The 26,858-nt window shown below is 41.7% G+C and carries 27 protein-coding genes; 6 read left to right on the top strand and 21 right to left on the bottom strand.

What is annotated here, in order from left to right; all coding sequences use genetic code 11:
- Positions 1-6: 6 nt before the first annotated feature.
- From A6749_RS06330 to A6749_RS06340, 3 genes are read right to left on the bottom strand one after another with little or no spacing between them, the layout of a single operon-like run.
- A complete protein-coding gene (locus tag A6749_RS06330) occupies positions 7-720 on the bottom strand; it encodes a sulfurtransferase TusA family protein (protein ID WP_066386346.1) in 714 nt (237 codons plus the stop codon).
- 10 nt (positions 721-730) lie between these two features.
- Entirely contained in the window at positions 731-1,093 is a 363-nt protein-coding gene (locus A6749_RS06335) for a DsrE family protein (protein ID WP_066386348.1), read from the bottom strand.
- 40 nt (positions 1,094-1,133) lie between these two features.
- Complete coding sequence (locus tag A6749_RS06340) at positions 1,134-1,373, bottom strand: sulfurtransferase TusA family protein (protein ID WP_066386350.1); 240 nt, start codon at positions 1,371-1,373, stop codon at positions 1,134-1,136.
- Between the two features lie 134 nt (positions 1,374-1,507).
- Between A6749_RS06340 and A6749_RS06345 the strand changes: the two genes are divergently transcribed.
- Positions 1,508-2,392, top strand: coding sequence for a selenium metabolism-associated LysR family transcriptional regulator (locus tag A6749_RS06345; protein WP_066386352.1), 885 nt, complete (start codon positions 1,508-1,510; stop codon positions 2,390-2,392).
- A 22-nt stretch (positions 2,393-2,414) separates the two neighbouring features.
- Here A6749_RS06345 and A6749_RS06350 read toward each other — a convergent pair whose 3' ends face one another.
- The 3 genes from A6749_RS06350 to A6749_RS06360 are packed head-to-tail and all read right to left on the bottom strand — an operon-like array spanning position 2,415 to position 4,118.
- On the bottom strand, positions 2,415-3,551 hold the full coding sequence (locus A6749_RS06350; RefSeq protein ID WP_066386354.1) for a zinc-dependent alcohol dehydrogenase: 1,137 nt from the start codon (positions 3,549-3,551) through the stop codon (positions 2,415-2,417).
- Between the two features lie 17 nt (positions 3,552-3,568).
- Positions 3,569-3,928, bottom strand: coding sequence for a spore coat protein (locus A6749_RS06355; RefSeq protein WP_066386356.1), 360 nt, complete (start codon positions 3,926-3,928; stop codon positions 3,569-3,571).
- A gap of 13 nt (positions 3,929-3,941) precedes the next feature.
- Complete coding sequence (locus A6749_RS06360; RefSeq protein WP_236719766.1) at positions 3,942-4,118, bottom strand: spore coat protein; 177 nt, start codon at positions 4,116-4,118, stop codon at positions 3,942-3,944.
- A 165-nt stretch (positions 4,119-4,283) separates the two neighbouring features.
- Here A6749_RS06360 and A6749_RS06365 point away from each other — a divergent pair, with 165 nt between their 5' ends.
- Genes A6749_RS06365 through A6749_RS28580 form a run of 3 tightly spaced genes read left to right on the top strand, consistent with a single transcriptional unit; the run spans position 4,284 to position 4,951 of the window.
- Positions 4,284-4,490 (top strand): hypothetical protein, encoded by a 207-nt coding sequence (locus tag A6749_RS06365; protein WP_066386361.1) that lies wholly within the window; start codon positions 4,284-4,286, stop codon positions 4,488-4,490.
- On the top strand, positions 4,487-4,792 hold the full coding sequence (locus A6749_RS06370) for a spore coat protein (protein WP_127488368.1): 306 nt from the start codon (positions 4,487-4,489) through the stop codon (positions 4,790-4,792). Before A6749_RS06365 ends, A6749_RS06370 begins: the two co-directional genes overlap by 4 nt.
- A gap of 15 nt (positions 4,793-4,807) precedes the next feature.
- Entirely contained in the window at positions 4,808-4,951 is a 144-nt protein-coding gene (locus A6749_RS28580; RefSeq protein ID WP_169809855.1) for a hypothetical protein, read from the top strand.
- A 68-nt stretch (positions 4,952-5,019) separates the two neighbouring features.
- Here the strand turns inward: A6749_RS28580 and A6749_RS06375 are convergent, their stop codons facing one another.
- Both A6749_RS06375 and A6749_RS06380 read right to left on the bottom strand, forming a co-directional pair.
- On the bottom strand, positions 5,020-5,205 hold the full coding sequence (locus tag A6749_RS06375; RefSeq protein WP_066386364.1) for an AMP-binding enzyme: 186 nt from the start codon (positions 5,203-5,205) through the stop codon (positions 5,020-5,022).
- Between the two features lie 78 nt (positions 5,206-5,283).
- Positions 5,284-5,535, bottom strand: coding sequence for a hypothetical protein (locus tag A6749_RS06380; protein ID WP_066386365.1), 252 nt, complete (start codon positions 5,533-5,535; stop codon positions 5,284-5,286).
- Between the two features lie 184 nt (positions 5,536-5,719).
- Here A6749_RS06380 and A6749_RS06385 point away from each other — a divergent pair, with 184 nt between their 5' ends.
- Positions 5,720-8,248: an EAL domain-containing protein gene (locus tag A6749_RS06385; protein WP_066386370.1), complete on the top strand. Its 2,529-nt coding sequence runs from the start codon at positions 5,720-5,722 to the stop codon at positions 8,246-8,248.
- A 78-nt stretch (positions 8,249-8,326) separates the two neighbouring features.
- Here A6749_RS06385 and serC read toward each other — a convergent pair whose 3' ends face one another.
- The 4 genes from serC to A6749_RS06405 form a co-directional block, all read right to left on the bottom strand.
- Entirely contained in the window at positions 8,327-9,421 is a 1,095-nt protein-coding gene (serC, locus tag A6749_RS06390; RefSeq protein ID WP_066386372.1) for a 3-phosphoserine/phosphohydroxythreonine transaminase, read from the bottom strand.
- 139 nt (positions 9,422-9,560) lie between these two features.
- Entirely contained in the window at positions 9,561-10,499 is a 939-nt protein-coding gene (gene thrB / locus A6749_RS06395; protein ID WP_066386374.1) for a homoserine kinase, read from the bottom strand.
- Positions 10,486-11,556, bottom strand: a complete 1,071-nt coding sequence (gene thrC, locus A6749_RS06400) for a threonine synthase (protein ID WP_066386380.1) — start codon at positions 11,554-11,556, stop codon at positions 10,486-10,488. The genes thrB and thrC overlap by 14 nt, the downstream gene beginning before the upstream one ends.
- Before the next feature lie 2 nt (positions 11,557-11,558).
- On the bottom strand, positions 11,559-12,848 hold the full coding sequence (locus A6749_RS06405; protein WP_066386382.1) for a homoserine dehydrogenase: 1,290 nt from the start codon (positions 12,846-12,848) through the stop codon (positions 11,559-11,561).
- 663 nt (positions 12,849-13,511) lie between these two features.
- Here A6749_RS06405 and serA point away from each other — a divergent pair.
- Complete coding sequence (gene serA / locus A6749_RS06410) at positions 13,512-15,155, top strand: phosphoglycerate dehydrogenase (RefSeq protein ID WP_066386383.1); 1,644 nt, start codon at positions 13,512-13,514, stop codon at positions 15,153-15,155.
- A 48-nt stretch (positions 15,156-15,203) separates the two neighbouring features.
- Here the strand turns inward: serA and A6749_RS06415 are convergent, their stop codons facing one another.
- The 9 genes from A6749_RS06415 to A6749_RS06455 form a co-directional block, all read right to left on the bottom strand.
- Complete coding sequence (locus A6749_RS06415) at positions 15,204-16,328, bottom strand: HAD family hydrolase (RefSeq protein WP_066386388.1); 1,125 nt, start codon at positions 16,326-16,328, stop codon at positions 15,204-15,206.
- A gap of 137 nt (positions 16,329-16,465) precedes the next feature.
- Positions 16,466-17,884 (bottom strand): NAD-dependent succinate-semialdehyde dehydrogenase, encoded by a 1,419-nt coding sequence (locus A6749_RS06420; RefSeq protein ID WP_066400851.1) that lies wholly within the window; start codon positions 17,882-17,884, stop codon positions 16,466-16,468.
- A gap of 41 nt (positions 17,885-17,925) precedes the next feature.
- On the bottom strand, positions 17,926-19,293 hold the full coding sequence (gene gabT / locus A6749_RS06425; protein ID WP_066386390.1) for a 4-aminobutyrate--2-oxoglutarate transaminase: 1,368 nt from the start codon (positions 19,291-19,293) through the stop codon (positions 17,926-17,928).
- Between the two features lie 105 nt (positions 19,294-19,398).
- A complete protein-coding gene (locus A6749_RS06430; protein ID WP_066386394.1) occupies positions 19,399-20,775 on the bottom strand; it encodes a putrescine aminotransferase in 1,377 nt (458 codons plus the stop codon).
- Between the two features lie 240 nt (positions 20,776-21,015).
- Entirely contained in the window at positions 21,016-22,488 is a 1,473-nt protein-coding gene (locus tag A6749_RS06435; RefSeq protein ID WP_066400852.1) for an aldehyde dehydrogenase family protein, read from the bottom strand.
- Positions 22,489-22,704: 216 nt separating this feature from the next.
- A complete protein-coding gene (locus A6749_RS06440) occupies positions 22,705-24,831 on the bottom strand; it encodes a sigma 54-interacting transcriptional regulator (protein ID WP_066386400.1) in 2,127 nt (708 codons plus the stop codon).
- Positions 24,832-24,953: 122 nt separating this feature from the next.
- Positions 24,954-25,223, bottom strand: coding sequence for a biotin/lipoyl attachment domain-containing protein (locus A6749_RS06445; protein ID WP_236719626.1), 270 nt, complete (start codon positions 25,221-25,223; stop codon positions 24,954-24,956).
- A gap of 1 nt (position 25,224) precedes the next feature.
- Positions 25,225-25,515 carry an SAV0927 family protein gene (locus A6749_RS06450; protein ID WP_066386401.1) on the bottom strand — a complete coding sequence of 97 codons (291 nt, stop codon included), beginning with the start codon at positions 25,513-25,515 and terminating at the stop codon, positions 25,225-25,227.
- 22 nt (positions 25,516-25,537) lie between these two features.
- On the bottom strand, positions 25,538-26,827 hold the full coding sequence (locus A6749_RS06455) for a Glu/Leu/Phe/Val family dehydrogenase (protein WP_066386407.1): 1,290 nt from the start codon (positions 26,825-26,827) through the stop codon (positions 25,538-25,540).
- Between the last annotated feature and the right edge of the window lie 31 nt (positions 26,828-26,858).

Raw genomic sequence — 26,858 nt, forward strand, 5'->3', positions numbered from 1 at the left:
TCAAGGTTAAAATACAATTGCAAGCTTTATATCAATTGGAACAGCTCTTATAAGAGTTTGATAGATGGGAGAACGGTCCAATGTATTACGCCAAAGTTCTTCCAGAACCACTTCATCTTCAGAAGATGATACATAAAACTTTCCGGCAATCTGTTTCATCCTTGCGCTCCCTTCCTGTTCCAACTCCAGATGGTATAACACATTTTCCAGACCGCCTTTTAATGAAAGTTCAAGATGATCAATCTCAATGTTCTTGCGCGAGGCCTGGGCTTTAAAGCCCACAGTCAAACACGAAGCAAGCGCCCCCAAGAGATAATCAATGGCACTTGGCGCGTTGACTCTTGGACTGAAATCTGCCGGCTGCCCGGCAATGAAACTATGATTTCGCGAATGAATTTTCGCCGATAGATCTTTTTCACCTTGAACACGGACACTCCATTGATAGCCTTTGGCCGCTTGCAAGTCCTGTTCTAATTCTTCTTGGGCTGCTCCTTTTGAAATAAAATAACGTGTCGTATTTTCACCAGGTTCTGAACCCAAAAATTGATGGTTAACCATCCGGCACCAGGCTGGCAGATCCTCGGCAACCGTTCGTTCTCTGCTTCGCACTTCTAAGATTTGCCCGCCCTCAAGCGGGTCCATTGCTTTTTTAATGATTAATAAAAGACCTGAGCCGCAATCTAAATCGCCGCCATCACAAACCGCATGTGGGTTAACCATACCTATCACCTTAATACGTAATTGATGCGGCACCTTGGCTTAAGAATTCTACTAATTTGGCGCCACCGACAATGACTGCCCCTTCTACCAAGTTTTCCTCGTCTAGGCCGCGTTTTTTAAAGCAGGGGCTGCATACCCAGAGTGTGCCGCCTGCTTCGACGAATTGCTCCATTAACTGCTTCAATGAGGCAAAACCTTCCTCATGGATGTCGTCGGCATACCCTTTTGAAGCAAGATACGCACCTTCCACATTTAAAAATACAACCGTTTCTTGGCCTGATGCCACCGCCGCATTTGCAACAACAAAACCAACTGTTGCTTTATCAGGATTATTTTTTGCATTTGTTAAGCTAACTAAAAATTTTCCAGCCATGATTCATTCCCCCAATAGATTTTTATGTAAAAGGCAGTGTTTAACCTTTTTCAATATAGTAATGACTTGTTTTGCCAAAATCCTGACGTTCAAGGAGAGTATTGGTTTGCAGCCGGCACCATGCGGGGATGTCCTCCCTTGCACCTGGGTCATATGAAATCACCTTTATGATTTGTCCGCTCTCCATTTTTTTCATGGTTAGGAACAAATTCATGATTAGTTCACCACAGCCTGTCGGGCCTGCATCATAGAGTAAATCTGCTTGATATTCTTGGGCCATCGGTTCCCCTCTCCTTTTTTTAAAATTGCAAGTCAATTTCATTATAAAAAAGTGGTACACTAGAAGAAATTCAATTTATCTATTCTATCAATTACTACTAATCGATTATACGAATATAAAAGGAGAAAATTCGGATGGATTTACACCAGCTGTATGTTTTTACAAAAGTGGTTGAACATAAGAGCTTTTCCAAAGCGGCCGAGGATGTTTTCTTAAGCCAATCAACCGTCAGCTCCCATATTCAAGCATTGGAAAAAATGCTTGATGTAAGACTGTTCGACCGGGTTGGGCGAGAAACGATTGTTACACCTTATGGAGAACGATTATATCAATGGGCATTAAAGCTATTATTGATAAAAGACCAAGCTTTACTTGATTTAAAGCAGGGGATGAATGATTTCCGGGGAGTCATTCATATTGCCGCAAGTTCCGTTCCGGGTCAGTTTTTACTGCCTAAAATGATAAAGAAATTCAGGGAGAAGTACCCTAATGCCATTTTTCAAATCAATCAATCTTCATCCAAAATTGCGGTGGAAAACATTTTAAATGGGAGCACAGACATAGGCATCGTGGGGAATCAATATGAAAGTGACAAGCTGCAATATATTCCTTTATTAAAAGAAAAGCTTGTACTCATTACATCTACTCAAATGGATTTAAAGGGTCCCGTCAAGATTGACGACATCCTCCAATACCCATTTATTATGAGAAATGCCGATTCAGGGACAAATGCAATGTTAGAAAGATATCTGAGGAAAAATAATATTTCAAAAGACGAATTGAATATTATAGCCTATACGGATTCCGGGCAAAGCCTGATGCAGTTTGTGATGCAAAATATCGGGATAGCTATTATCTCAGAATTTGCTGCAAAAGAATATGCACAGCACAACCTGCTGAAAATCCATGAAATAAACGGTTTTGAAGATGAACGATTTTTCCATCTTGTTTATAATGTCAATAAAACACAGTCTATTTTATCAAAATTGTTTATTGAACAGGCAAGAAAATTGATTTAGGAGGGCTGAAGCTTCAGCCCTCTTAAGGTTTCAACACCACTTTAATACAATCCTCTGTCTTCGTATCAAACACTTCATAGCCATGCTTTGCTTGATTCAGCAGCAGGACATGGGTAATAATGTCGCTCGGATCAAATTTCCCTTCATTCACCATGTTATACAATGCTGGCATATATGGAATAACCGGCGCCTGACCCATTTTCAGGTCAACATTGCGCTGGAAAATATCCCCAAGCGGGAAGGCATTATACCGGCCGCCATATACACCTGTTATTTGAATCGTTCCGCCTTTCCTGACACATTGGCTTGCAATCACGATCGCACTCATCGCTCCGCCGTGGAGTTTCATACCGGATGCGAGAAATTCGAGCGGTGTCATCTTCCCATCCATCCCAACGGCATCAATCACAACATCAGCACCGCCTTGTGTAATTTCCAGCAGAAAATCACCGACATTTTCATGGTCCTCAAAATTAACAATTTCTACTTTGTTCGTCCGTTTGGCATGCTCTAAACGGTAACCGACGTAATCAACCGCAATCACCCGCTTTGCCCCTTTTAACCATGCAAATTTTTGAGCCATTAAGCCAATCGGGCCGCTGCCAAGGATGATAACAGTGTCTCCACTTTTCACCCCGGCATGATCCACACTCCAATATGAAGTAGGCATCACATCGGCAAGAAGCACTAACTTTTCATCTTCAACTTCACAATTCTCCGGAAGTTTAAACGGGGTAAAGTTACCAAACGGTACCCTCATATATTCCGCTTGGCCGCCAGCATAGCCGCCAGTTGTTTCGGAATAACCAAAAAAACCTGCCCCCTGACCGTGAGGATTACCGTTATCACATTGGCTCGTCAATTCATGAGTGCAATACCAGCAATGACCGCAGCTAACGTTAAATGGAATTATCACACGGTCACCTTTTTTTAATTTTGTAACCTCTGGTCCCACTTCCTCGACAACCCCCAACGGTTCATGACCAATCACGTAATCAGTCGGCAGATTGGGAATCATCGCATGAATCAAATGTAAATCCGAACCGCATATTCCGGAGGTGGTAATTTTCACAATTATATCGTCTGCATTTTTGATTGTTGGGTCCTTTACCTCACGAACCTCCACATTTTTAATTCCTTGATATGTAACAGCTTTCATCGTTGGCCCCTCCTCCTCTATTGGTTCGGTGTTGCAAACATGCCTTGGCGGTCAGTATCATTTGGAAATAGATTTAACTCTGAAATTTGTATGGCCGTTTCAGCAGCCTTTAAGTCAACAGGGACTTGTTCTTTTATATTGTGAGGGTTCAGCCAGCCTTTTTTTATCATTAAATTGGATATTTCCGTATGCAGGTCAATGGCTGCTTCCATTTGCCGGTGCATAATCCTTCTAAGTTCCGGATGAGCCGTTTCGCTAATGGCAAAACCATAATTGCGAATCCCTGTTTTAATTCCAAGCAAAAAATCCATTGCAATTGCTGAATCTGCTAAATTTGGCATTCCTTCTGCATTTCTTGGATCTAAAAAATCCTCCATCCATTTCACCCCATTATTGTAATAACTGGCTATCTTTATAAAACTGCATTAATTCATTGATATCTTGTTTTGATTGCTGGACATCTTTTTCCATTAGAGCTTTAAGCTCGTTATCAAAACAGATTCCCTGCATTAGTTTTGATTTCAATAAACAGACCGTTTTAAAGTTAATCATCTCATGTGTCTCCATTGTTTCATGCAATGCTAAGTGGTCCAATACACACACCTCCATATACATTCCTGCCTTATTTTCCCCCTTAACTATTTTTATTTATGCAGGCTAACTAATGAATAATTAATAAGGGCATTCGAAATGATAAAAGTGAAAAAAGTACCTATAGCGGAGGCAGACTAGATGGTAAAGCATTTGGCACTTCATGAAACATTGGATTTACATGAATTATTAGCATTTAAGAACCTTTGTTTAACGAAAACAACAACGATGAGCAAATTGGCGGAGGATGAAGAATTACAAACGATAATGGAAGCAGATGCTGCTGCGGGAATTCAGCATATCCAGCAAATCCAAAAGTTTTTAACGAATCGGGGTGATATGGTGTGAATCAATTAATCCAGAACCTTGTGGGAATGGGCGGCTTGACTGACCAGGTGATAGCGACCGATTTTCTTATATCAGCAAAGGCAGCTGTGAGAAATTATACTGTCGCCATTACCGAAACGGCGACACCGGAATTAAAAACTGCGTTACGACAACAGTTAAATGATGCGATTGCAACTCATGAGAAAATTACTAATTATATGATGGCAAAAGGCTATTATCATCCACATGATTTAAGTGAACAGCTGCAGCTTGATTTAACAGCAGCAGATACTGCCATCAATCTAGCCCAAAAACTACAGTAGAAAGAAGGTATAAAAATGGCTGAGAAATGTTTTTACTGTTCGAATGATCTTGAAGAAAGGCAAATGCATTATGTCTCATTTGTTGCCTCCAACCAGGAGAGAGATGAAACACTTTGCAGCGAATGTTATCAAGAGTGGCTACATGGGATCAAAGATTAAAGTTTCACTATAAATAAATAGCTGTATACAATTCCTATACCTGAAATTGTATACAGCTTAGTTGTGGCTTATACTTTGCAGTGCATTTCCTTTAGTTTCTTTTTATCAATTTTTCCAACATGAGTTTTAGGAAGTTCTTTTACAAAAATGAAACGTTTTGGTATTTTATAGCGTCCCAGCTTCTGGCTGCAATAGTCTTTTAATACCTCTTCGTTCAAAGAGGCATGCAGTTTAGGCACAATAAATGCTGCCACTATTGTTCAGCTCTTCTTCGCGAATATAGCGGTCCATTGTTGCTATATAAACAGATAATTCCATTCCAAACTCCTTGTTTACCTGACGGATAGAATGGATAATATAAGTAAGAAAGGGAAGGATGTCATCATCCATTGAGGGGAGAGAATACCAGCAGCCTGGAATTTTTTCATCCCATAAATAAAGCAAGCGCGGTACTTTTTCCGAAACCGGCAGTCAAAGGGAAATTCGGGAATTCTTTTCATTTTCTTCGTGAGCTTTGCCCTTCTGATAAAATCATCCTTTATCGCAGGAATCCGCAGTTTAGTTTGAATAAGCGGGAACTTCAATCATATCCCCCTTCCCTTTTTCATAATATTTACACTATTTTACCATATTACGTCTAAATCGGGTACGAGCGTAAAAAGAAAACAATAACAATCAAGATATGAAGCGAAATTTTTTCTATGTTAATAAAAATATCTTTATTCAAAAAAAATAGATAGATAAGAAAGCTGTTGGGAGTGTGGGGAATTGTCGCTTAAGAAAAAGATTCCATTAATATTCTGTTTATTAGTATTTTTCATCTTGCTAACTAATAATGTCTTTCATTATATGCGTTCGAAAAATCAGCTGCTAGATTACAATAAAAAAATAATCAAAATGATCGTGCAGGAAGTTTCCTACCAAGTGAAAAACACTAAGAATAGCAGCCTGTACGTTGAAGATATCCTTGGCAGAGACTTACGAACAGCATCATTAGTTATAAAGAATGCTCTTCCACCCCATTATCAGGATATAACCAATGAACAGCTTAAAAGGCTGGCGAAAGAATCCGGGGTCTCCCATATTACCTTATTGGCGAAAACGAAAGATGACATTGTCGGAGTAAGATCGTCTGACCGTCAAGAAATCGGAATGGGCACAAACGGCTGGGGTTATTGGTATGACGCCTATATGCAGCTTTTTGCTTTGAAACCGGTATCTGTTGGAAAAGGGCTCACCCTGCCAAATTATTGGACTGGTCCGATTGAAGTCGCTTCTTCCAACCCAAATCATATTGATAAATGGGGCTATTATTATGACGGTTCCACGAATTATATAATCAATCCCTATTTTCGCGATAAAGTAACTGATTATGAAAAACGATTCGGTCCGTGGAAAATCATCCGTGATTTTACGAAAGAAGAAGGGATATTAGAGATTACCGTATTTAATCCAAAAAATTTTGGAAAAAAAGAAGAAATCGTTCATTTAAACGGAAATAAATATATTCGAATTTCAGCCCAGCCGATATGGTATGGAAAATATCAATATCAAAACATTGCCACCGACGCTGCGATGGTCAAAAAAGCCATTAATTCGAAAAAAAATCAAACTTATCAAGGATATCTTAAAGGCAAAATGATCATGAAAACATTTGTACCTGTGTTTTCAAAAAATGATCTGCCATTTGTCATCGGTCTTGTATACGATTATGGGTTAATTCAGGAGGAGCTGACTCATGAACTTTTTGTCCATATTCTTCTCTCTATTGTTATTATGATTATCGTTTTAATTATCAGCTTTATTTTTTCCAGATCGATTACTCAGCCAATCGGGTATATCGTGGACCAGGTGAATGAAATTGCCCAAGGGAAGTTTGGGAAAATCTTAAACTTGAAACGTAAAGATGAATTAGGTCTTTTGACAGAAAACGTAAATGCAATGTCAAAACATTTACGCAGCTATGTAGAGGATTTAAATCGAAGTAAAGAACTGATTGAATACCAGGCCTTTCATGACCCATTAACGGGGCTGTTAAACCGACGCTATTTTCAAGAAAAATTGAAACAAATTATTGACCATGCAACTGAGACAGGAGAAACGGTGTCCGTTTTGTTTATTGATTTGGATCGATTTAAGCAGGTGAATGATTCATTTGGGCATAACAAAGGGGATGAAATTTTAAAAATAGTTTCCGATCGGATTAAGGATTGTTTTCCAAATGACAAGAATGCCATTTTAACGAGACAGGGCGGCGATGAATTTATTATTTTGCTAAAAAACCGTACACTAGCTGAAACTCAGGCAGCCGCCGAAAGATTGGTGAATAATTTAAAACGACCCTATTCCATTAACGATAATGAAATCTATCTCAGTGCAAGCTGCGGAATTAGTATGTATCCGGAGCATACAGATAATATCGACACGCTCATTATTTATTCTGATGTTGCGATGTATTCTGCGAAAAATAAAGGCGGCAATAGAGTCACCGTTTATTCCCAAAAGTTAAATCCATCTGAAATAGAAAGGCCACGATTAGAAGCACATTTGAGAAACGCAATAGAAAATGAAAAAATTGAGGTTTTCTACCAGCCAAAAATTAATGCGAAAACGGGAACTATTTTTGGAGCGGAGGCTCTTGTAAGATGGACCGATGAAGAATTCGGGGTTGTTTCACCGGAAGTGTTTATTCCAATAGCGGAAGATACGGGGCTGATTCAGCCATTATGGGATTTTGTAATGAAACACGCTTCCAAACAGGTAAGTGACTGGAATTCGAACCTCTCACAGCCGTTAACCATTTCGATTAATTTCTCGGCGATGCAATTTCAAGAGCCTTGCGTAATGCTCCAAAAAGTAAAGGACATACTGGCTGAAAGTAAACTTCCACCCGGGCAATTAGAAATTGAAATTACCGAGAGTATTCTTTTATCGAATTCAAGTGAAATTGTCCATACTCTTAAGTCCTTACAGGATCTCGGGATCGCGGTTTCGATTGACGATTTCGGAACAGGATATTCTTCTTTAAGCTACTTAAAAGATTTACCTATTAACACCTTAAAAATTGATCAGTCATTCATTCAAAATATTGACAAAGACCTTAGAAATACGGAGATTCCTGAGGCAATCATTAATCTTGCCCGCAGTCTTCATCTTGATGTCATCGCGGAAGGTGTCGAAGAGGAATACCAGAAGGAATTTTTACTTTCCAAGGATTGTATGCGAATGCAAGGCTACTTATTTAGCAAACCACTCAGCAAGGTTGATTTTGAGCAATTTTTAAAAAAATACCATTGAAATGTAAGGAAAAACTGCCCGCCAACGGGCAGTTTTTATGAAGATATCAAAAATTAAAATAGTTTCAAGGCGTTTCTTTTATCCGTTGCCTTTTTGGAATTGTTTCATGAATTCGCTGAACGCTTTGCAGGCCTCATATGGAACAGCATTGTAGATAGATGCACGGCAGCCGCCAACGGAACGGTGGCCTTTTACACCAACAAACCCTTCTTGACCCGCTTCAGCCAAGAATTTCTTTTCTAGTTCCTCACCCTTCACTCGGAAGGTAACGTTCATAAACGAGCGGCTGTCTTTTTCAGCATGCCCTGTATAAAAGCCGTTACTTTCGTCAATTACATCATAAAGCAATTTAGCTTTTTCTTCATTTCGCTTAGCGACTTCTGTAATCCCACCAATGCTCTTAGCCCAATTTAACACTTCACCAAGCATGTAAATACCAAAAGTAGGAGGAGTATTATACAAGGAATTATTATCCGCATGTGTACTGTATTTCAGCATGGTCGGAATATTTTTATTCGCTTTTTCGATAAAGTCCTTACGAACGATCACAACTGTGACACCTGAAGGTCCAAGGTTTTTCTGGGCACCAGCATAGATTAACGAAAATTTGCTGACATCCACTGGTTTTGACAGGATATCACTTGACATATCACCGATCAAAGGAACATCTACGCTAGGGAACTCCTTCCATTCGGTACCGAAAATGGTATTGTTAGAAGTTAAATGGAGGTAGGCATCATCGGCATTATAATTCAATTCATCCAGCTGTGGAATCCGGCTATAATTACCTTCTTTTGTGCTTGCTGCTTCATAAGGATTTCCAAATAACTTTGCCTCTTTGAAGGCTTTTTCTGACCAAGAACCGGTCAGGATATATCCGGCTTTTTGCTCCGGCTTTAAGAAATTCATTGGAATCATTGAAAACTGCAGGCTTGCCCCGCCTTGGAGAAATAGGATTTCATAATCCTCCGGAATGGACAGCAATTCTTTCAAAGAGTCCTTTGCCTGATTGTGCACTGCTTCATAATCGGAACTGCGATGACTTAATTCCATCACAGACATGCCAGTGCCGCGAAAATCAATAAATTCCTGCTGCGCTTTTTCCAACACTTCAAGTGGAAGGGCAGATGGGCCGGCATTAAAGTTGTAAGCACGTTTTACTTGCAGATTCATTTTACTTCACTCCCGTTTTAACGTTTTACACCATTAAATTATAACATTGTTAAGAAAAAATATATTTCAAAAATAAAAAATTACCCAAAATCCGAAACTATTGGGAAAAGGGCAGCAATAGCGCCGCCCTTCCTTATGCTTAAACAAGTTTCTTTCGTTGAAGTGAATATTGTTCTTTACAATCTTCCACAATACTTCCATAATAATCAATTTCTAGCAGCTTTATTGCCATTTCCGAAAAACTCTGCTGCAGGCTACGAGCAAGTTTTTTACCTTTACCCTGCTCCGTAAAGCAAATGACAGTTGGACCAGCACCACTTAGGGCCGTACCAAATGCACCATTTTTCTTAGCGGCTGTTTCTACGTCCTGATAAAATGGTATAAGCGGCCTCCGGTATGGCTGGTGAAAACGATCGCACTCCATCATTTTACCCGCTAATGCCCAATTTTCGCTTAACAATGCCGCAACCAGAAGATTCGCTGTCGAAGATGCTTGGATGGCTTCACTTCGCGAAAAAGTATCAGGCAGGACACCTCGCGAATCTTTTGTTAATAAAGTTTCGTTTGGTATAGCCACAACAACCTCAATTGGTAAGTTTGTAAAAGACAACATATCGACTTCGTTCTGTTGATAGCAGCCGACGACAAGACCACCATATATGGAAGCACCGACATTATCCGGATGGCCTTCAAGCTCTGTTGCTAACAGGAGCTTGTCTTCTTTCGTTAAATTCAGGCCACAGCCCAAATTGGCAAGTTCAATCCCGGCAACGATGGCGGATGCGCTGGAGCCTAGCCCTCGTGCCAGCGGAATTTCACTTTCAAGCTGTACTCTAAATGGGGATAATTCTTTTCCATATTTCTTTGCAGCCCCTAGAGCCACTTGCGCAATAAAATGCTGTTCGCCATTTGGAAGCTCTGCTAGTTCCTGATTGGAAGAATAAAATTCCCATCGCTCGCTTTTTTCAACCTCAAGGGTTAAATACAAATTTAGAGCCAGGCCCATAGAATCAAATCCGGGTCCTAAATTAGCAGTACTTGCTGGAACCTTAATCAGCAGGCGATTATTTTGAGCCATTGGCTACAACCCCTCGAATATGGTCCGCCACCGCTTTTTCGTCGTTTGGCAATTGGGTTGGTGTCACAAGACTGCTATTGATGGCAGTATCCGGATCCTTTAGGCCATTACCTGTTAGGACGGCAACAATTTTTGATCCCTTGGTGATTTTGCCATTTTGGAGACTTTTATAAACGCCCGCAATGGATGCACATGAAGCAGGTTCAGCAAAAACACCTTCGGTTGAAGCTAGTTTTTTATAAGCAGCAACGATTTCTTCGTCTGTCACCTCATCAAACTGCCCATCAGATTCTTGAACGGCATTGACAGCCAAATTCCAGCTTGCCGGGTTACCGATCCGAATTGCGGTAGCAATGGTTTCCGGATTTTCAAATACACGATTGTGAACGAGCGCGGCAGCCCCTGCAGCTTCAAAGCCAAACATTCTTGGCAGCCCTGTCTCTTTTTTATCGTTATATTCTTTAAACCCTTTCCAATATGCGCTGATGTTACCGGCATTTCCAACCGGAATCGCCAAGATATCCGGTGCAAAACCTAACTGATCGCAAACTTCAAAGGCGGCTGTTTTCTGTCCTTCAAGTCTAAAAGGATTAACGGAATTAACAAGTGTAATCGGTTCTACATCACTAATGTTGCGAACCATCTGTAATGCCTGATCAAAGTTTCCCTCAATGGCGATAATTTCCGCCCCGTACATCATCGCTTGAGCAAGTTTCCCCATTGCGATTTTTCCTTCAGGGATGACAACGATACAGCTGATTCCTGCGCGTGCCGCATATGCAGCGGCAGCGGCGGATGTATTTCCGGTGGAAGCACAGATGACGGTTTTACTGCCTTCTTCAACCGCTTTGGCAACCGCCATTACCATCCCCCTGTCCTTAAAGGAACCGGTCGGGTTGGCGCCTTCCACCTTTACATAAAGATCAACTCCCCATTCCTGGGACAGCCTATCAAGCTTAATTAACGGTGTATTCCCCTCATTTAACGTAAGTTTAGGAGTCTGTTCATTGATTGGTAAATATTCTTTATATGCTTCTAATAATCCTGGCCATCTCATCATTATTTCCTCACAACCCTATATGTGCTTTTTACTTTTTTGACTGCTTGTAAATCATGTAATTCTTGTAAAATCTGTTCGTAGCTTGTTAGTGATGCTTGATGTGTTACTAATACAATTTCAGATGTTTCATTTTTCTTAATTGGCAGCTGAAGGATTTCTTCAAAGCTTACCCCATGTTTCGCAAAAATAGTGGTGATTTCAGCAAAGACACCTACTTCATCCTGCACATGAATCCGCAAGAAATATTTTGAATACTTTTCGCTGTCTTCCTTTAACCGCTTCGGATATTGCGGTGTTACCGCACTCTTTCCATTGACACCGATTCGCAAATTTTTGATAACCGCAACTAAGTCGGAAACAACAGCCGACGCGGTTGGCAGACTTCCTGCTCCCGGTCCGTAAAACATCGTTTCGCCTACTGCCTCACCATATACATATACGGCATTATATTCATTCTGGACAGAAGCTAGCGGATGATTGTTGGACAAGAATGTAGGCGCAACGCTGGCCTCAACCTTTTCGCCTTCGCGATGGGCATAGCCAATCAGCTTCATTGTGTAGCCTAGCTTCTTACCATATTTAATATCCTCTTCGGTTACATTCGATATACCGCGTACTTGTACATCATCTAAATCGATATGCATAGAAAATCCTAATGTCGCTAGGATTGTCATTTTACGAGCCGCATCCAAGCCTTCGACATCCGAAGTTGGATCAGCTTCGGCAAATCCAAGTTCCTGCGCTTCTTTCAGAACTTCATCATAGGATCTTCCTTCATTCGTCATTTTCGTTAAGATGTAATTAGTAGTTCCGTTGACAATTCCCATCAATTGCGTGATTCGGTCCGATGCCAGCCCATCAACCAATCCTCTTAAAATAGGGATACCACCGCCGACACTTGCTTCATAAAACAAGTCACAGCCATATTCGGAAGCAACAGTCAGCAGTTCGGAACCATGCAGGGCCATTAAATCTTTATTGGCCGTAACTACATGTTTTCCCTGACGGAGCGCCGTAATCAAATAGTCTTTTGTTGCATTAATTCCGCCCATTACCTCGATTACAACATCAATATCCTGATCAAATAAAATATCATCAGCATTTGAAGTTAAAATATTTGGGTCAATTTCAACTGGTCTCTTTTTATGTACATTTTGTACTAGGATCTTTTTTATTTCTACCGGGCATCCTACTTGGTGCATCAATTGATCCTGATGATTCTTAATAATTTTAACAACACCCGTTCCGACAGTACCTAAACCTAACAAACCAATCGAGATTGATTTCATCCTTTCCCCCTCCTCCTTAAGTGTCCTCCCACTGTGTACAAATGTATTTCTGTTGTAGACATTATATGATTCTCTGAATCTTTTTACAATAGGTATATTTCGAGTTTAAACTTGGTGTAACCGCTTACCACCTCACCGCTCTTGAGTTTCATTGTTACAGGGAAAATTTTTCTCGAAAAATGTATGAAATTTTTTATCTTTTGCCCCTTTACATTACGGATTAAGGAATGTAGAATAATCCCTATATTTAATAATTTTGAAATTTCTATAATTTCATTTTATAAAATAATAGTGATGATGAAGACGGCATTAAGAATTGGCTTCAGAGAGCCGGTGGCCGCTGAAAACCGGTGTCAATTCTTAAGTGAGAAGGTTTTATGCAACTTACGCTAAAGCTTGATCTTGCCCAGCCCTTCTGAACTGGCTGCTGAACTGTGAATAGTAGGCAAGCCCGGTTGAACCCGTTACCTGATCCGAGGCCGTGTATGTTACTTTGCGGCAAAAGAGGGTGGCACCACGTTTATTCACGTCCCTCATAACAAGACCATTATGTCTGTTATGAGGGGCGTTTTTGTTTTTAAAGTAATAAGCAGCATGGGAGTATCATTAAAGTTATAAGAAGGAAGATCGATCATTAATAAGAGCTGGGAGGATTAGAAGGAAATGTATAAAGTACTTGTTACAGACGGAATTAGCCATACTGGTTTAAAAAGTTTGTTAGATCACCCGCATTTTATCGTAGACCGTCAGCCAACCCTGAATACAGAAGAATTAAAAAATATTATTGGTACCTACGATGCCCTAATTGTCAGGAGCCAAACCAAAGTGACGGAAGAACTGCTTCAAGCTGCAGACCGTTTGCATGTTATTGCCCGTGCAGGGGTCGGGGTTGATAATATTGATGTGAATGCCGCCACTAGAAAAGGAATAATTGTTATTAATGCCCCGGGAGCCAATACTATTGCCGCCACCGAGCACACACTGGCGATGATGCTGGCATTGGCCCGAAAGATTCCTCAAGCACACCAAAAAACAGCGGCCGGTGAGTGGGACCGCAACTCCTTTAAAGGGGTAGAATTGTACAAAAAGACACTCGGTGTTGTCGGCATGGGGAAAATCGGTACAGAAGTAGCCAAACGAGCAAAGAGCTTTGGCATGAATATTTTGGGCTTTGACCCTTATTTAACGGAAGAGCGTGCGAAAAAGCTGGGCATAACAAAGGCTGGCCTTGATTTAATCGCCGCCGAGTCTGATTTTATCACTGTCCATACCCCGCTCACCAATGACACAAGAGGAATTATTAATGATGAGTTTTTAGCCAAGACCAAGAAAAGTGTCCGTATTGTTAACTGTGCCCGCGGCGGGATTATTAATGAAAAAGCTTTGGTTCGGGCGATTCAATCAGGTCATGTAGCCGGAGCGGCGCTCGATGTTTTTGAAAAAGAACCAGCTGCTGACCCTGAATTACTGCAAAACCCAAATATCATTGTTACACCACATTTAGGGGCATCGACGGTTGAAGCACAGGAAAAAGTGGCCCAGGAGGTCAGCAAGGAAATTATTGATATTTTCGAAACACAATCCATTCAACATGCTGTGAATATGCCACAAATGTCCGGTGAAACCCAGGCAAAACTGCAGCCATATTTACTGCTTGGGGATCAAATCGGCCAGCTGGTGATTCAATTATTGAAAAGGCAGGCACCCGGAAAAATTAATATCCATTACTATGGTGATTTAATAGATGAAGACACTGAATTACTGACTCGTACATTACTGCGGGGAATATTATCCTATCATTTAAGCGATTCTGTGAATCTCATTAATGTACTTCATCTTCTGAAGGAGCAGGGCGTTTCCTATAATGTGCAAAAAAATGCCACTAATAAAGGATTTGCTAACTATATGGAGCTATCCGTATCCCAAGGTACCGAAACAGCACGCATTGGTGCCACCGTCTTAAATGGTTACGGTGCACGGATTGTGAAAATTAACGAATACCGAATTGATGTAAAACCGGAAAAATACCTATTATATATCAAACACCAAGACGTGCCGGGCATGATCGGAAAGGTCGGCTCCTTACTAGGGGACTATCAAATTAACATTGGGACAATGCAGGTAGGACGGGCGGAGATTGGCGGTGAGGCGATCATGGTGCTGACTCTTGATAAAGGCCTAGGTGCCGAGGTGCTGCGTGAATTAACTCATATCGACGGTTTAGAGGAAGCACAACTGCTGGAATTAACCAACATGGATGCTCTTGAACCTGGGCATGGGGAACCGCAGAAGGTGGAAAGTATTTAAGGTTATATAAAAGAGGGATTGCATTTGTCATGCTATCCCTCTTTTTTGTTATAAAATCGTTTTTACATCAAGAACAGAATCTAAAATATAATCCGCCTTATGCTTCTCAAATTCTGCGCGGGCAGCTTTTCCCGACAGTCCTGTTAAGACTGCGGCAAACTGGCAGCCCAATTGTCTTGCTGCTAAGAGATCTGCCAATGAATCGCCGACAATAAGGACAGTTTCACTATTTTCTATCGGCAGAGCTGTTTCCAAACATTCCTTTACAGATGCACCCTTTCCTTTAAGCCCCATGATATATGTAAATGGATGCGGTTTAGACAACGAAGACTGATCAGCATTTTCTTTTTCCGCCTTCAAAACATCATCAGCAGTAACAATTCGGCTCACATCGAAATATTGCAGCCATTGTAAATGTTGAAACGGCTGAATCGTTTCCAGTTCAGGCCTGCCCGTTCCAATTCCGATCGTATATCCAGATGAAGACAGGAACTGAAACAGCTCGGCAATTTCCTCTTTCGGAGCTAATGTGGTTTCGTTCGCCAGAAAGCCCTGTTTACCGGTTTGTACCGAAGGCCTTCCGGTTGAGGCTAGAACGTGCTCGTCACCGACATACCATTCCTGAGAAACATGCTCGCAGACAAACCAAAGCTCTCCTTTTTCAAAAATAGAGGTCTCCACACCCAGCTTCTCCCTCACAAGAACATTAAGGTGCCCAAGCAGCCCATCCTTCATCGCTGTCGACTGTTCAAAATCCGCTATAAACGAACTAAAATCAATCTTAACTTCGTATTGGGCGAGTACCTGGCCAATTTCCACTAATACACCACGATTAATTGGTGCCTGACACCATTTGGTTATTTTATCCAACTCATTTACTTTGATTTGTGCAAGTAAGGTGATGAGCTGGTGGCTGAAGGAAAGATAGATCATGTCCCAGTTGGCGTTTAAGCCGCGGGATTTTTGAAACTTTAGAACCTTATCATTCTGGAATACAGTTTCTCTGATATCCTTTATTTCCTTTTCGCTGGGGTTCGTGTTAAATTTCTTAGGGGAAAGCCCCAAGTAGTTTGGGCTCATCAGCATTTCCCAAACAGTCAGTGCGGATGCATCAAAATAGCGTTCCTCACTCAACAAAACTCCATCAACATCAAACATAATCGTTTTAATCAAAGTCCTGCCCCCATTTCCAAAGCAACTCTTTTTCACTTTATCGTAACACAGCAGTATTACAAATATAAAGTTATTTCAGGTAAACAAAAAGCCGCGGCTATAACTCTTTCTCAGCCGCGGCTTTGTTAAAGATTAAATTATTCCAACCCAATTGAAATATATTTCACTTCTAAAAATTCATCAATTCCAAAATGACCGCCTTCCCTGCCAAGACCGCTCTCTTTGTAGCCGCCAAACGGTGCCTGAACGACTGATGGCAGAGCGTCGTTTAAACCGACAATTCCATATTCCAGCTGCTCGGTAATTCTAAAGGAGCGGCTTAGATTTTCGGTATAGACATAAGCAGCTAATCCGAAGCGTGAATTGTTTGCCCGTTCAATAACTTCCTCTTCTGTTTTAAAGGTTGAAATCGGTGCAAGCGGTCCGAAGATTTCATCACGCATACATTCCATATCGTCATTAATATCCGTTAAAATTGTTGGCGCATAGAAAAAGCCGTTTATATCCTCAGGCTTCGATCCGGTATAGACAACCTTACCGCCGTGTTTAACCGCATCATTAACAAGCGCTTCAACTTTTCGATATGCTGATTTATCGATTAATGGACCGATATCTACTCCCTCATCAAGTCCATTACCCACCTTTAGTTTCTCTAATTCTGCTTTGAATAGATTAGTAAACTCCTCTGCCACGCTCTCTTGGACATAAACACGATTTGTACAAATACAGGTTTGACCTGCGTTGCGGAATTTAGACTGCACAAGTCCAGCCGCGGCTTTAGCTAAGTTGGCATCATCCATAACGATAAATGGAGCATTACCACCAAGCTCGAGCGATACCTTTTTAACATTCTCAGCAGCCCCGCGCATCAAAGTTTTACCAACCTCGGTTGAGCCTGTGAAGGTAATCTTCGTCACGCGTGGATCATTCAGCCAAACATCCCCGATTTCAGATGATTTACCAGTAATAATATTTATAACTCCGCTTGGAATCCCCGCTTCATGAGCAAGCTCAGCCATTTTTAAGGCAGTGAGCGGTGTCTGGTTCGCCGGTTTGACCACACATGTACACCCTGCAGCCAGTGCAGGTCCTACCTTTCTTGTAATCATGGCAGCCGGGAAGTTCCACGGTGTAATGGCCGCCACAACCCCTACAGGCTCTTTACGAACGAGGATCCGCTTATTCGGATGGGATGCTGGAATGGTTTCGCCATAAACACGTTTCGCTTCCTCTGCATACCAAGAGATAAAGCCATTAGCATACTGTACCTCGCCAAGTGCCTCTTTCAACGGCTTGCCTTGCTCAATTGTCATAATTCTAGCAATCTCATGTTTGTTTTCGTCTATCAATTGATGCCATTTCATAAGTAAACGGCTGCGTTCTTCAGCGGTTTTCTTCGACCACGTTTTAAAAGCACGGTGCGCCGCATCAACCGCCTGCTTTGCCTCCGTTGCCCCGCCAGTCGGAATGGCTCCTACTACTTCTTTTGTTGCTGGATTGATCACTTCGGTAAAAATTTCATAATCATTGCCGACCCATTTTCCATCAAGATACATCGGATAAATTTGATACCCTTGATTCACGACATCCAATTTCATTACCTCCCAGCAAGTATAGTTACATTTTTATCATAAACGACTGAAAAGGCTTCTTCAAGTATTTGGAATCCTTCCTCAAGCTGTTCATCTGTAATGGTAATCGGCATCAGAAGACGAACAACGTTTCCATAAAGCCCGGCACTTAATAACAGCAGTCCGCGCTCACCTGCTGCTCTTACCAGCCTTGCTACCCCTTCTTTATCAGGTGTTTTCGTCTGTTTATCCTTGACGATTTCCATCGCACACATGGTCCCTAAGCCGCGGATCTCGCCAATACAGTCATAGCGAAAGCTAAGCTGCTTCATTTTTTCAATCACTCTAGTACCGAGCATTTCGCCCCGTTCATTGAGTTTTTCGCTTTCGATAATATCCAGCACCGCTAGCGCCGCCTTACAGCCAAGCGGACTTCCGGCATAAGTTCCACCGATTTCACCAATCTCTGCGGCATCCATAATCTCAGCTCGTCCAATTACACCACTGATCGGCACTCCTGCCCCCATCGACTTTGAAATGGTCATTAAATCAGGGACAACGCCAAAATGATCAATGGCAAAGTATTTACCTGTCCGGGCAAACCCCGTTTGAATTTCATCGGCGACAAAAAGAATTCCATATTGCGTACAGATTTCTCTTACTCTTTTAACAAAAGCTATATCAGGCACGATAAAGCCGCCTTCCCCTTGAACAGGCTCCATAACAACAGCGGCAATGGTTTCTGGGGCAGCTTCAGCAAGTAAAAATTGTTCAAACTGTTCAATGATCATGTCGCTGTATTGCTGTTCGCTCATCCCTTCCGGACGGCGGTAAACGTACGGATACGGCGCCTTATACACTTCAGGAGCGAAAGGACCGAAGCCGAATTTATAAGGCTTTACCTTGCTTGTCATTGTCATCGTCATTAAGGTTCTACCGTGAAAGCCTCTCGTAAAAGAAATAATTCCCTGCCGTTTCGTGTATTTGCGGGCAATTTTCACGGCATTCTCTACAGCCTCCGCGCCGCTGTTAAAAAAGGCCGCTTTTTTAGCAAAATCGCCAGGTGCCAGCATGCATAGCCTCTCTGCAAGATCAATATAGGATTCATACATCATGACATTAAATCCCGTATGAATAAACTGACTTGCCTGTTCTTGGATAGCCTCGACCACTTTTGGGTGGGAATGACCGACATTTATCGTTCCAATAGCACCAGCAAAATCAATATAGAAATTACCGTCAACATCTTCAACAACCGCCCCCTGTGCCCTTTTTACAAAGGAATGGCAATTATTGCTGATTCCCCTTGGCACATATTGCTTTCTCCGCTCTAATATTGCTAATGATTTTGGTCCCGGTATGGCTGTTTCCTGCTTAACAAATCGATCGTCCAATTTTGATCTCCCCCAGTAATATATATATTTTAAATGTTTGATTTTAGTAGGAATGAAAGCAATCGGTAACATGTACCGATTGCTTTTTAGAAAAAACTTGACTGATTATACTTCCTTTACTTGCTCCAATACTTGTTTGAAGGTGTTGACCACTTTGTCGACTTCTTCATAGCTGATGGTTAAGGCCGGCTCAATACGGATTGTTTTGGAATTGATGAGAGTACCGGCAACAAGGACCCCATGATCAAACATTCCTTTTGATACTTCATATCCAATTTCATCCTTATGAAATTCGATCCCAATCATTAGACCTTGACCGCGAATTTCCTGCACCTTATCTTCATGTTCCGCCGCCGCTTTCTTCAGCTCTTCAAGGAAATATTCACCAACAACAGCCGCTCTTTCCGGCAGGTTTTCTTCAATTAATACACCAATTGTGGCAATTGCTGCAGCACATGCCAATGGGTTGCCCCCAAATGTAGTTGTATGCATGAATGGATTCGGGAACCAGCTCTTGAACACATCCTCCTTCGCAACAATCGCCCCGGCTGGCATCACGCCGCCGCCAAAGGCTTTGGCAAGACAGATAATGTCTGGCACCACATCATATAATTCCGCTGCAAACATTTTTCCAGTACGTCCCATTCCTGTCTGCACTTCGTCAAAAATCAACAATGCGCCATATTGATCACAAAGCTCACGGACTTGTTTTAAATAGCCTTCAGGAGGCAGAATAATTCCGCCTTCACCTTGAATCGGCTCTAAGATTACAGCCGCCACATCCTCACCGACAAGCGCACACGTTTCAAACGTTTTCCGCATCATTTCAATATCGCCAAATGGTACATGACGGAAGCCAGGGATTAACGGCAGGAATGGCTTGCGGAACATTCCTTTTGCCGTACCGGATAATGCCCCGAGGCTCTTTCCGTGGAAGGCGCGGGTTGTTGAAATAAACGTCGTCCGCTCGCTGTACATTTTGGCAAGCTTCAATGCCGCCTCAACACTCTCCGTGCCGCTGTTAGTAAAAAAGGCATATTTTAAATCGCCAGGAGTAATGTCAGCTAAAATTTTTGCCAGCATCGCTCTTAACGGGTCAAGCAAGTCTTGGCTGTGGAGCGCCTGCCGCTTTAATTGATCCGTCACTGCCTTCACGACTTTTGGATTGCGGTGCCCGACGTTATAAATTCCAAAGCCGCCGAGACAGTCGATATATTCTTTTCCGTTTACATCTTTAAAGCAGGCACCATTATCGGACCATTCAACTGCCGCAAATTGACCGCCTTCTGTAACCGTTTTGCGGTACTCAAGGAAACCAGGATTAACATGTTCACGGAAGCCGTCAACTGTTTCCTTCGTAATCCATGCTGCATCTTCCTTCGTAATTTGTTCCTTTTCTACTAAACTTAAAACCTTGTTAATATATTCGGTCACATTTTGCAGCTGCTCATTCTTAGTCTCTCGTGTTAAATCGATACTCATATTAATCGCTCCTCATTTATTATTAGGTTTTAATCGTGTTTTAGGGTTTGCGTTTAGTTTTTTCACACCAATTGTGGCGATATCTACATTTCCCTACAGATATCTACAATTTTTCTCCTAATATCTACAAAAACTATGACAATATCTACAGTTTTTTTAATATATCTTCAAAATCTATAAAAATATCTACAATTGAGGTAAAAAAGGTCAAGCCCGCTTAAAACAGTTCCAACCTTATTTTTAGTTTTCAAACCAGCCAACAGGCTCAACCTGCAGATTGATATTGATTTGCTTAATTTCCTGAAATTCCTCAAGGCCGAATGTTCCGAGGCTGCGGCCGATACCGCTCTGTTTGTAGCCGCCCCATGGTGCCTCGTTATAAGTAGGATGATAGGAATTGATCCAAGTAATCCCGGCACGGAGCTTTTTAATGACCCGTAACGCCTTGGCTCCATCGTTTGAGAAAACTCCTCCTGCCAACCCGTAAACCGTATCATTGGCAAGCTTCACGGCTTCTGCTTCATCCTTAAACTTTTGAATGACGACAACAGGACCAAAAATTTCTTCCTGAACGATTCGCATATCCTGCTTCACATCTACAAATACAGTCGGCTCTACAAAATAACCGTTTTCTAAGCCATTACTTACGATGCGATTCCCGCCGCAGGCAATGGTTGCCCCTTCCTGTTTTCCAAGCTCAATATAATGAAGCACTTTTTCCAAATGCTGCGCACTTACAAGCGGCCCCATTTCTGTAGCTGGGTCATTTCCTGGGCCCACCTTAATTTGTTTTGCACGCTCGACAAAGCGGGCTGCGAATTGATCATAGATGCTTTCTTCAACAAGGATTCTTGAACCGGCTGAACAGACCTGCCCGGATCCTGCGTAGATGCCGAATAAAGCATAATCGACAGCCACTTCAAAATCAGCATCAGCAAAAATGATATTAGGCGATTTGCCGCCTAATTCCAGCGACACTTTTTTCATCGTGTCAGCGGCGGTCTTCATGATATGCTTTCCTGTTTTAGTGCCGCCGGTAAAGGAAACCATATCTACCTCTGGGTGGGAAGCGATTTCATTCCCGACCACTGGACCAGCACCCATTACCATATTGGCTGCACCTTTTGGAAGACCAACTTCTTCAAAAATTTCAAACAGTTTTTTCGGTGTTACCGGGGTCACTTCTGATGGCTTAAACACGATGGTATTGCCTGCAGCAAGCGCAGGGGCAATTTTCCAAACACTCATTAACAACGGGTAATTCCATGGGACGATAAGACCACATACACCTACAGGCTCGCGGACAACCATTGCTTGCATGGGATCGCCCACATGATAGGTTTGACCATCCGGCGCTTTAATCAATCCTGCATAGTAACGGAAACAAGCCGCCGCGTCGGCAACGTCAAAACCGGCTTCCCTTAAAGGCTTCCCATTATCCATTGTTTCAAGTTGTGTGAATTCATCGGCATATTCATCAATTTTGTCGGCAATTTTTAATAAATAGGAGGCTCTTTCTTGTGCTGATAATCCAGACCATACACCTTCATCGAAAGCCTTGCGGGCTGCATAGATAGCGGCACGGGCATCTTCGATTGTTCCTTCAGGAGCATAAGCAATCACTTCACCGTTTGCCGGATTTACGACGGGACGCGTTTCCTGATTTGCGGCATCCTTCCAATCGCCATCAATATACATCTTCAGATTCATCACTTTCGCTTTTACTTCAACCATTTTCGATTCCTCCTTTTAAATACCTCACTATCTATTGTTGCAAGAACCATGCCAACTTAGAAAAGCGGAAGTGCCTGCGGTTAGATCTTTAAATTTATGCAATTTTGCATAATAGTATTTTTCCCTGCATAAAGCGAAAGGGTGTCAGGCACCATGTGAAAAATTCACATGGTGCCTGACACCCCTCTGCATTTTTTATATTTCTACCGTCATGTTTTTATCGTTTAGGATTTTTTGATATTTTCTGCTTACGGATGATTGGCTGATTCCTAAGGCTTTTGCTGCCTTTGTGGTTGTTTTGTATTGCTTCATTGCCATCATAATTAGCTGTTCCTCGACATGATCAATGGCTTCCTGTAGTGGAATGACTCTTGTAATCACGGGCTTCATTTTCTTATTTTCATAGCCCAATGATAAGAATTGGCTGACGAATTCTGCATCTATCGCTGGATGATCGGCCGTCACTACTAATCTTTCAATTATATTTTGCAGTTCCCTGACATTCCCCGGCCATGAATAAAATTCAAGAACATTAACAGCATCGGGTGTTAAATGGTAATTCCGGTTATACTTCTCATTTAACTGCTGCAGAAAATGGAATGCCAGCAGGGAAATGTCCTCGGTTCGTTCCCTTAGAGGCGGAATTTGAATTGGAATTACGTTTAAGCGATAGTATAAATCTTCTCGAAAGGTGCCTTCCTCGACCATTTTGGCTAATTTCTTATTGGTCGCGGCAATGATTTGTACATTTATTTTAAACGGCGTTGTACTTCCTACAGGAATAACTTCCTGTTCCTGCAGCACTCGCAGCAATTTAACCTGCAGGTGCATTGGCATTTCACCGATTTCATCAAGGAACAATATCCCGCCATCTGCCTGTTTAAAATAGCCGTCTTTGCCGTTTTTATCGGCACCGGTAAATGCACCCTTAGCATAGCCGAACAATTCGCTTTCCAATAGGTTTTCTGGAATCGCTCCGCAATTTAATTTCAAAAACGGCTTATGTGAACGTCCTCCTAGATGGTGAATTGCCTGTGCAATAACCTCTTTCCCCACTCCGGATTCCCCATTTAACAGAACTGTTGAGGAAAACTCCGCAATCTTTTGTACCTGACTCATGATTTTTTCCATCTTCGGACTGCAATATATCAGCTTCTTTAAAAAACGGTCTTTGCTTTTAAAATTATCTAATTCCTTTTTATATTGTTCGGAAATCTTTTTCATTTCCTGCAATTCGCTTTTCAATTTTGTTGTTTCGGTAATATCCCGCGATGCCACAATAATCCGGTCCAGTTCATTCTTTTCATTAAATACCGGGTTGCCGACCGCAAGAATTTTCCGGCCGCTTTTTGTTTCTTGAACAACTGACACCTTTTTCTTCTTTTCAATTACCAGCCTTGTAACAGATGGTGTAAACAGTCCCTGGTCCTCGAGTTCAAGAACATTTTTGCCTATAAGCTCCTGCAAATCCACATGCCAGAAATCTTGAATAATGTTTTCGCTGTAGCGGATTAACTCTCCTTTTGCATTGACCACAAGAATTTCGTCATAAATACTAGAAAGAATCGCATTTAAATCTTTATTAAGGTCCTTAATATATTCAATTTCCATCGCCATTTCTTCTACCATTGGCAGGTCCTGAACAACAATAACCGCCCCTTCAACCCGGTGGTCATACCCAACAATTGGGCTGTAATCAACGAGAACACCAACACCGTTCGTAAATTCAAGGTGATTCAACAGGGTTTTACCGGTAGAAAAAACATTGTTCAGGTGATCCACACTGAAAATCTTTTCTGCTGAAGAATTTAACACCTCATCCGCAGAGGATCTTATCATTTTCAAACCAGATTCATTACAATTAATAATCTGCTTTTCTCTATCCAATACAAAAATCCCCATGGGAATCGAAGTAAGCAGAATTTTGAGCAGGTCCACACTCTTATTTTCCTGCTTAAAAAGCTCCGCCAAAACATCCTCCCGGCTTATGTATCCTTGTGAACTGCCGTCTTCCGATTTTATAAGGGCAAACGGTTCCCCAATGATTTGGAATAAATCAGTAAATGAAATATGCCCGCTAAGGCTGCAAATGCTTTCAATCGGTTTTGTGTATTCAAGGAGTATCTCCTGTAAATAGCCTTCCTTCTCCAGCTTCATTTGCAATTGTTTATTCAATGCCGCATAAGCAAATAATTGGTCTTGTTTTTTTAAGAAAATAAATGGTTCTTTAAGGTTTCTTAAGGTTGAACGGAAAACTTCCTTACTTTCATCAACGGCGACTGATATTATCGGCTTTATCTTTTCCTTTGCGACGGAAAACATCTTTTACTTCCCCCTTGTAACCTTATTATTTCTATACTACCATCAGTTTCTGAATTTTTATAATAGTATTCTAAAAAAAAGAAGACATGGTCCCATACGCACCACATCTTCCCATCTGCCACTTAATCACTGCCGGTAACAAATAAATCCTCTTTTACGTAAGCGAGTACCATTCCTGGGATGACATCATCCCCTTCCTGCACTTCAATTGATTCAATCTTTCCACTTAAGGACGTTTGAACCATTTCGTAACTGCCATCTTCCCGTCTAATCGTGAATAATGGTTCCCATTCGTAAATTCTGGCCGAATTTTTAACTGGAATCGATTCTACTCTTCCATAACAAGGGCTTAGCAGGACACCAAAATACATGTAGTCACCTTCTATCCTCATTTTAATATTGCTCCTGAAATGGACCGCTTTGTAAAACAAGCCCAAAGAATTCCTGAAATTCAGGGATATCCTCTTCTTGTATTCCAAGCTTTTCCGCCCAGTGATGCTCGCTAAAGGTATCATCCTGGCAGAGCAGTACCATCTTTCCTGTCTGAATCGAAGTTACCATCGCTTTTCCGAAAAAATGTTCTGAATAGCCAATCGCTAAATCATAGCGATGATTATTTGAAATAAGACAAAAGTAGTGCAGCAGCTGACGCTCTTTCTGCTCGGATAAAATTTCAAGTTTCATTCATTTATACCCCCTTATTTGATTAATATTTCAGCCAGCCTCTCAGTCTTGAAGCTTCAGCTAACTTCCCAATTCCTTCAATATAAGCTGCAATTTTCATATTGACATTGTACTTTTTCGCTGTGTTATAAACATTTTCAAAGCTTGCATTCATTTTTTCTTTCAGACGAGCATCGACTTCCTGCTCTGTCCAATAGAAGCCTTGATTATTCTGGCACCACTCGAAGTAAGAGACCACTACTCCACCGGAATTGGCTAAAATATCAGGAACAACCAAAATGTCCCGTTTATCCAGTATTTTTAACGCATCCTTTGTCGTAGGGCCATTTGCCGCTTCAATGATTATTTGGCAATTTATTCTCTCGGCATTATATTTGTGGATTACCCCGGAAATCGCTGCAGGAATTAAAACATCACATTCTCTTTCTAATAACTCTTGATTCGTAATGGAGTTGTCAAAACGGTTGGATACGATGCCATAGGAGTCTCTATTTTCCAACAGGTATGGAATATCCAGACCCTTCTCATCATATAAACCACCCAATACATCGCCAATGCCAATGACCTTAGCCCCTAAATCATATAAATATTTAGCAAGATAGCTGCCGACATTACCAAAGCCTTGGATGATAATCCGGGTATCTTTTAAAGACATTTTTCGTAAATCACAAACTCGCTGTAATGTATACAATACGCCTTTAGAGGTTGCTGTCTCCCTGCCTTTAGAGCCGCCAAGGGCTATCGGCTTGCCAGTAATGAACCCAGGTGAATCAAATTCACGAATGTGATCATATTCGTCAAGCATCCAGGCCATAATTTGCGAGTTCGTATACATATCCGGAGCGGGGATATCCTTAGTCGGTCCGACAATTTGACTTACTGCTCGCACATATCCCCTGCTCAACCTTTCCAGCTCGTCCTGGCTCATCTTTCGCGGATCGCAAATAATCCCGCCTTTTGCCCCGCCATAAGGTAAATCCGTGATGCCGCATTTTAGGCTCATCCAGCCCGCCAAGGCCTTTACCTCATCCGCTGTTACATCAGGATGAAAGCGAATGCCTCCTTTAGTCGGCCCCGCAGCGTCATTATGCTGGGCACGAAACCCTTGAAAAACTTCAGTTTGACCATTATCCATTCGGACAGGGATGCTGACCTCCAAAAATCTCATTGGTTTCTTTAGAAATTCAAATACCTGCTTTGGATAATTCATGATTTCAACGGCTTCCCTCAGCGTCTCCTGAAATTCAACGAGCGCGTTATCCTTCTCTGTTAAAATCTCTTCCTTTTTGACATCTAATGAATGAATAGTCATGATTAACACCTCAATTTTGAATTGTTATAAA

It is taken from the genome of Neobacillus mesonae (assembly GCF_001636315.1).
Taxonomy (GTDB): Bacteria; Bacillota; Bacilli; order Bacillales; family Cytobacillaceae; genus Neobacillus; species Neobacillus mesonae.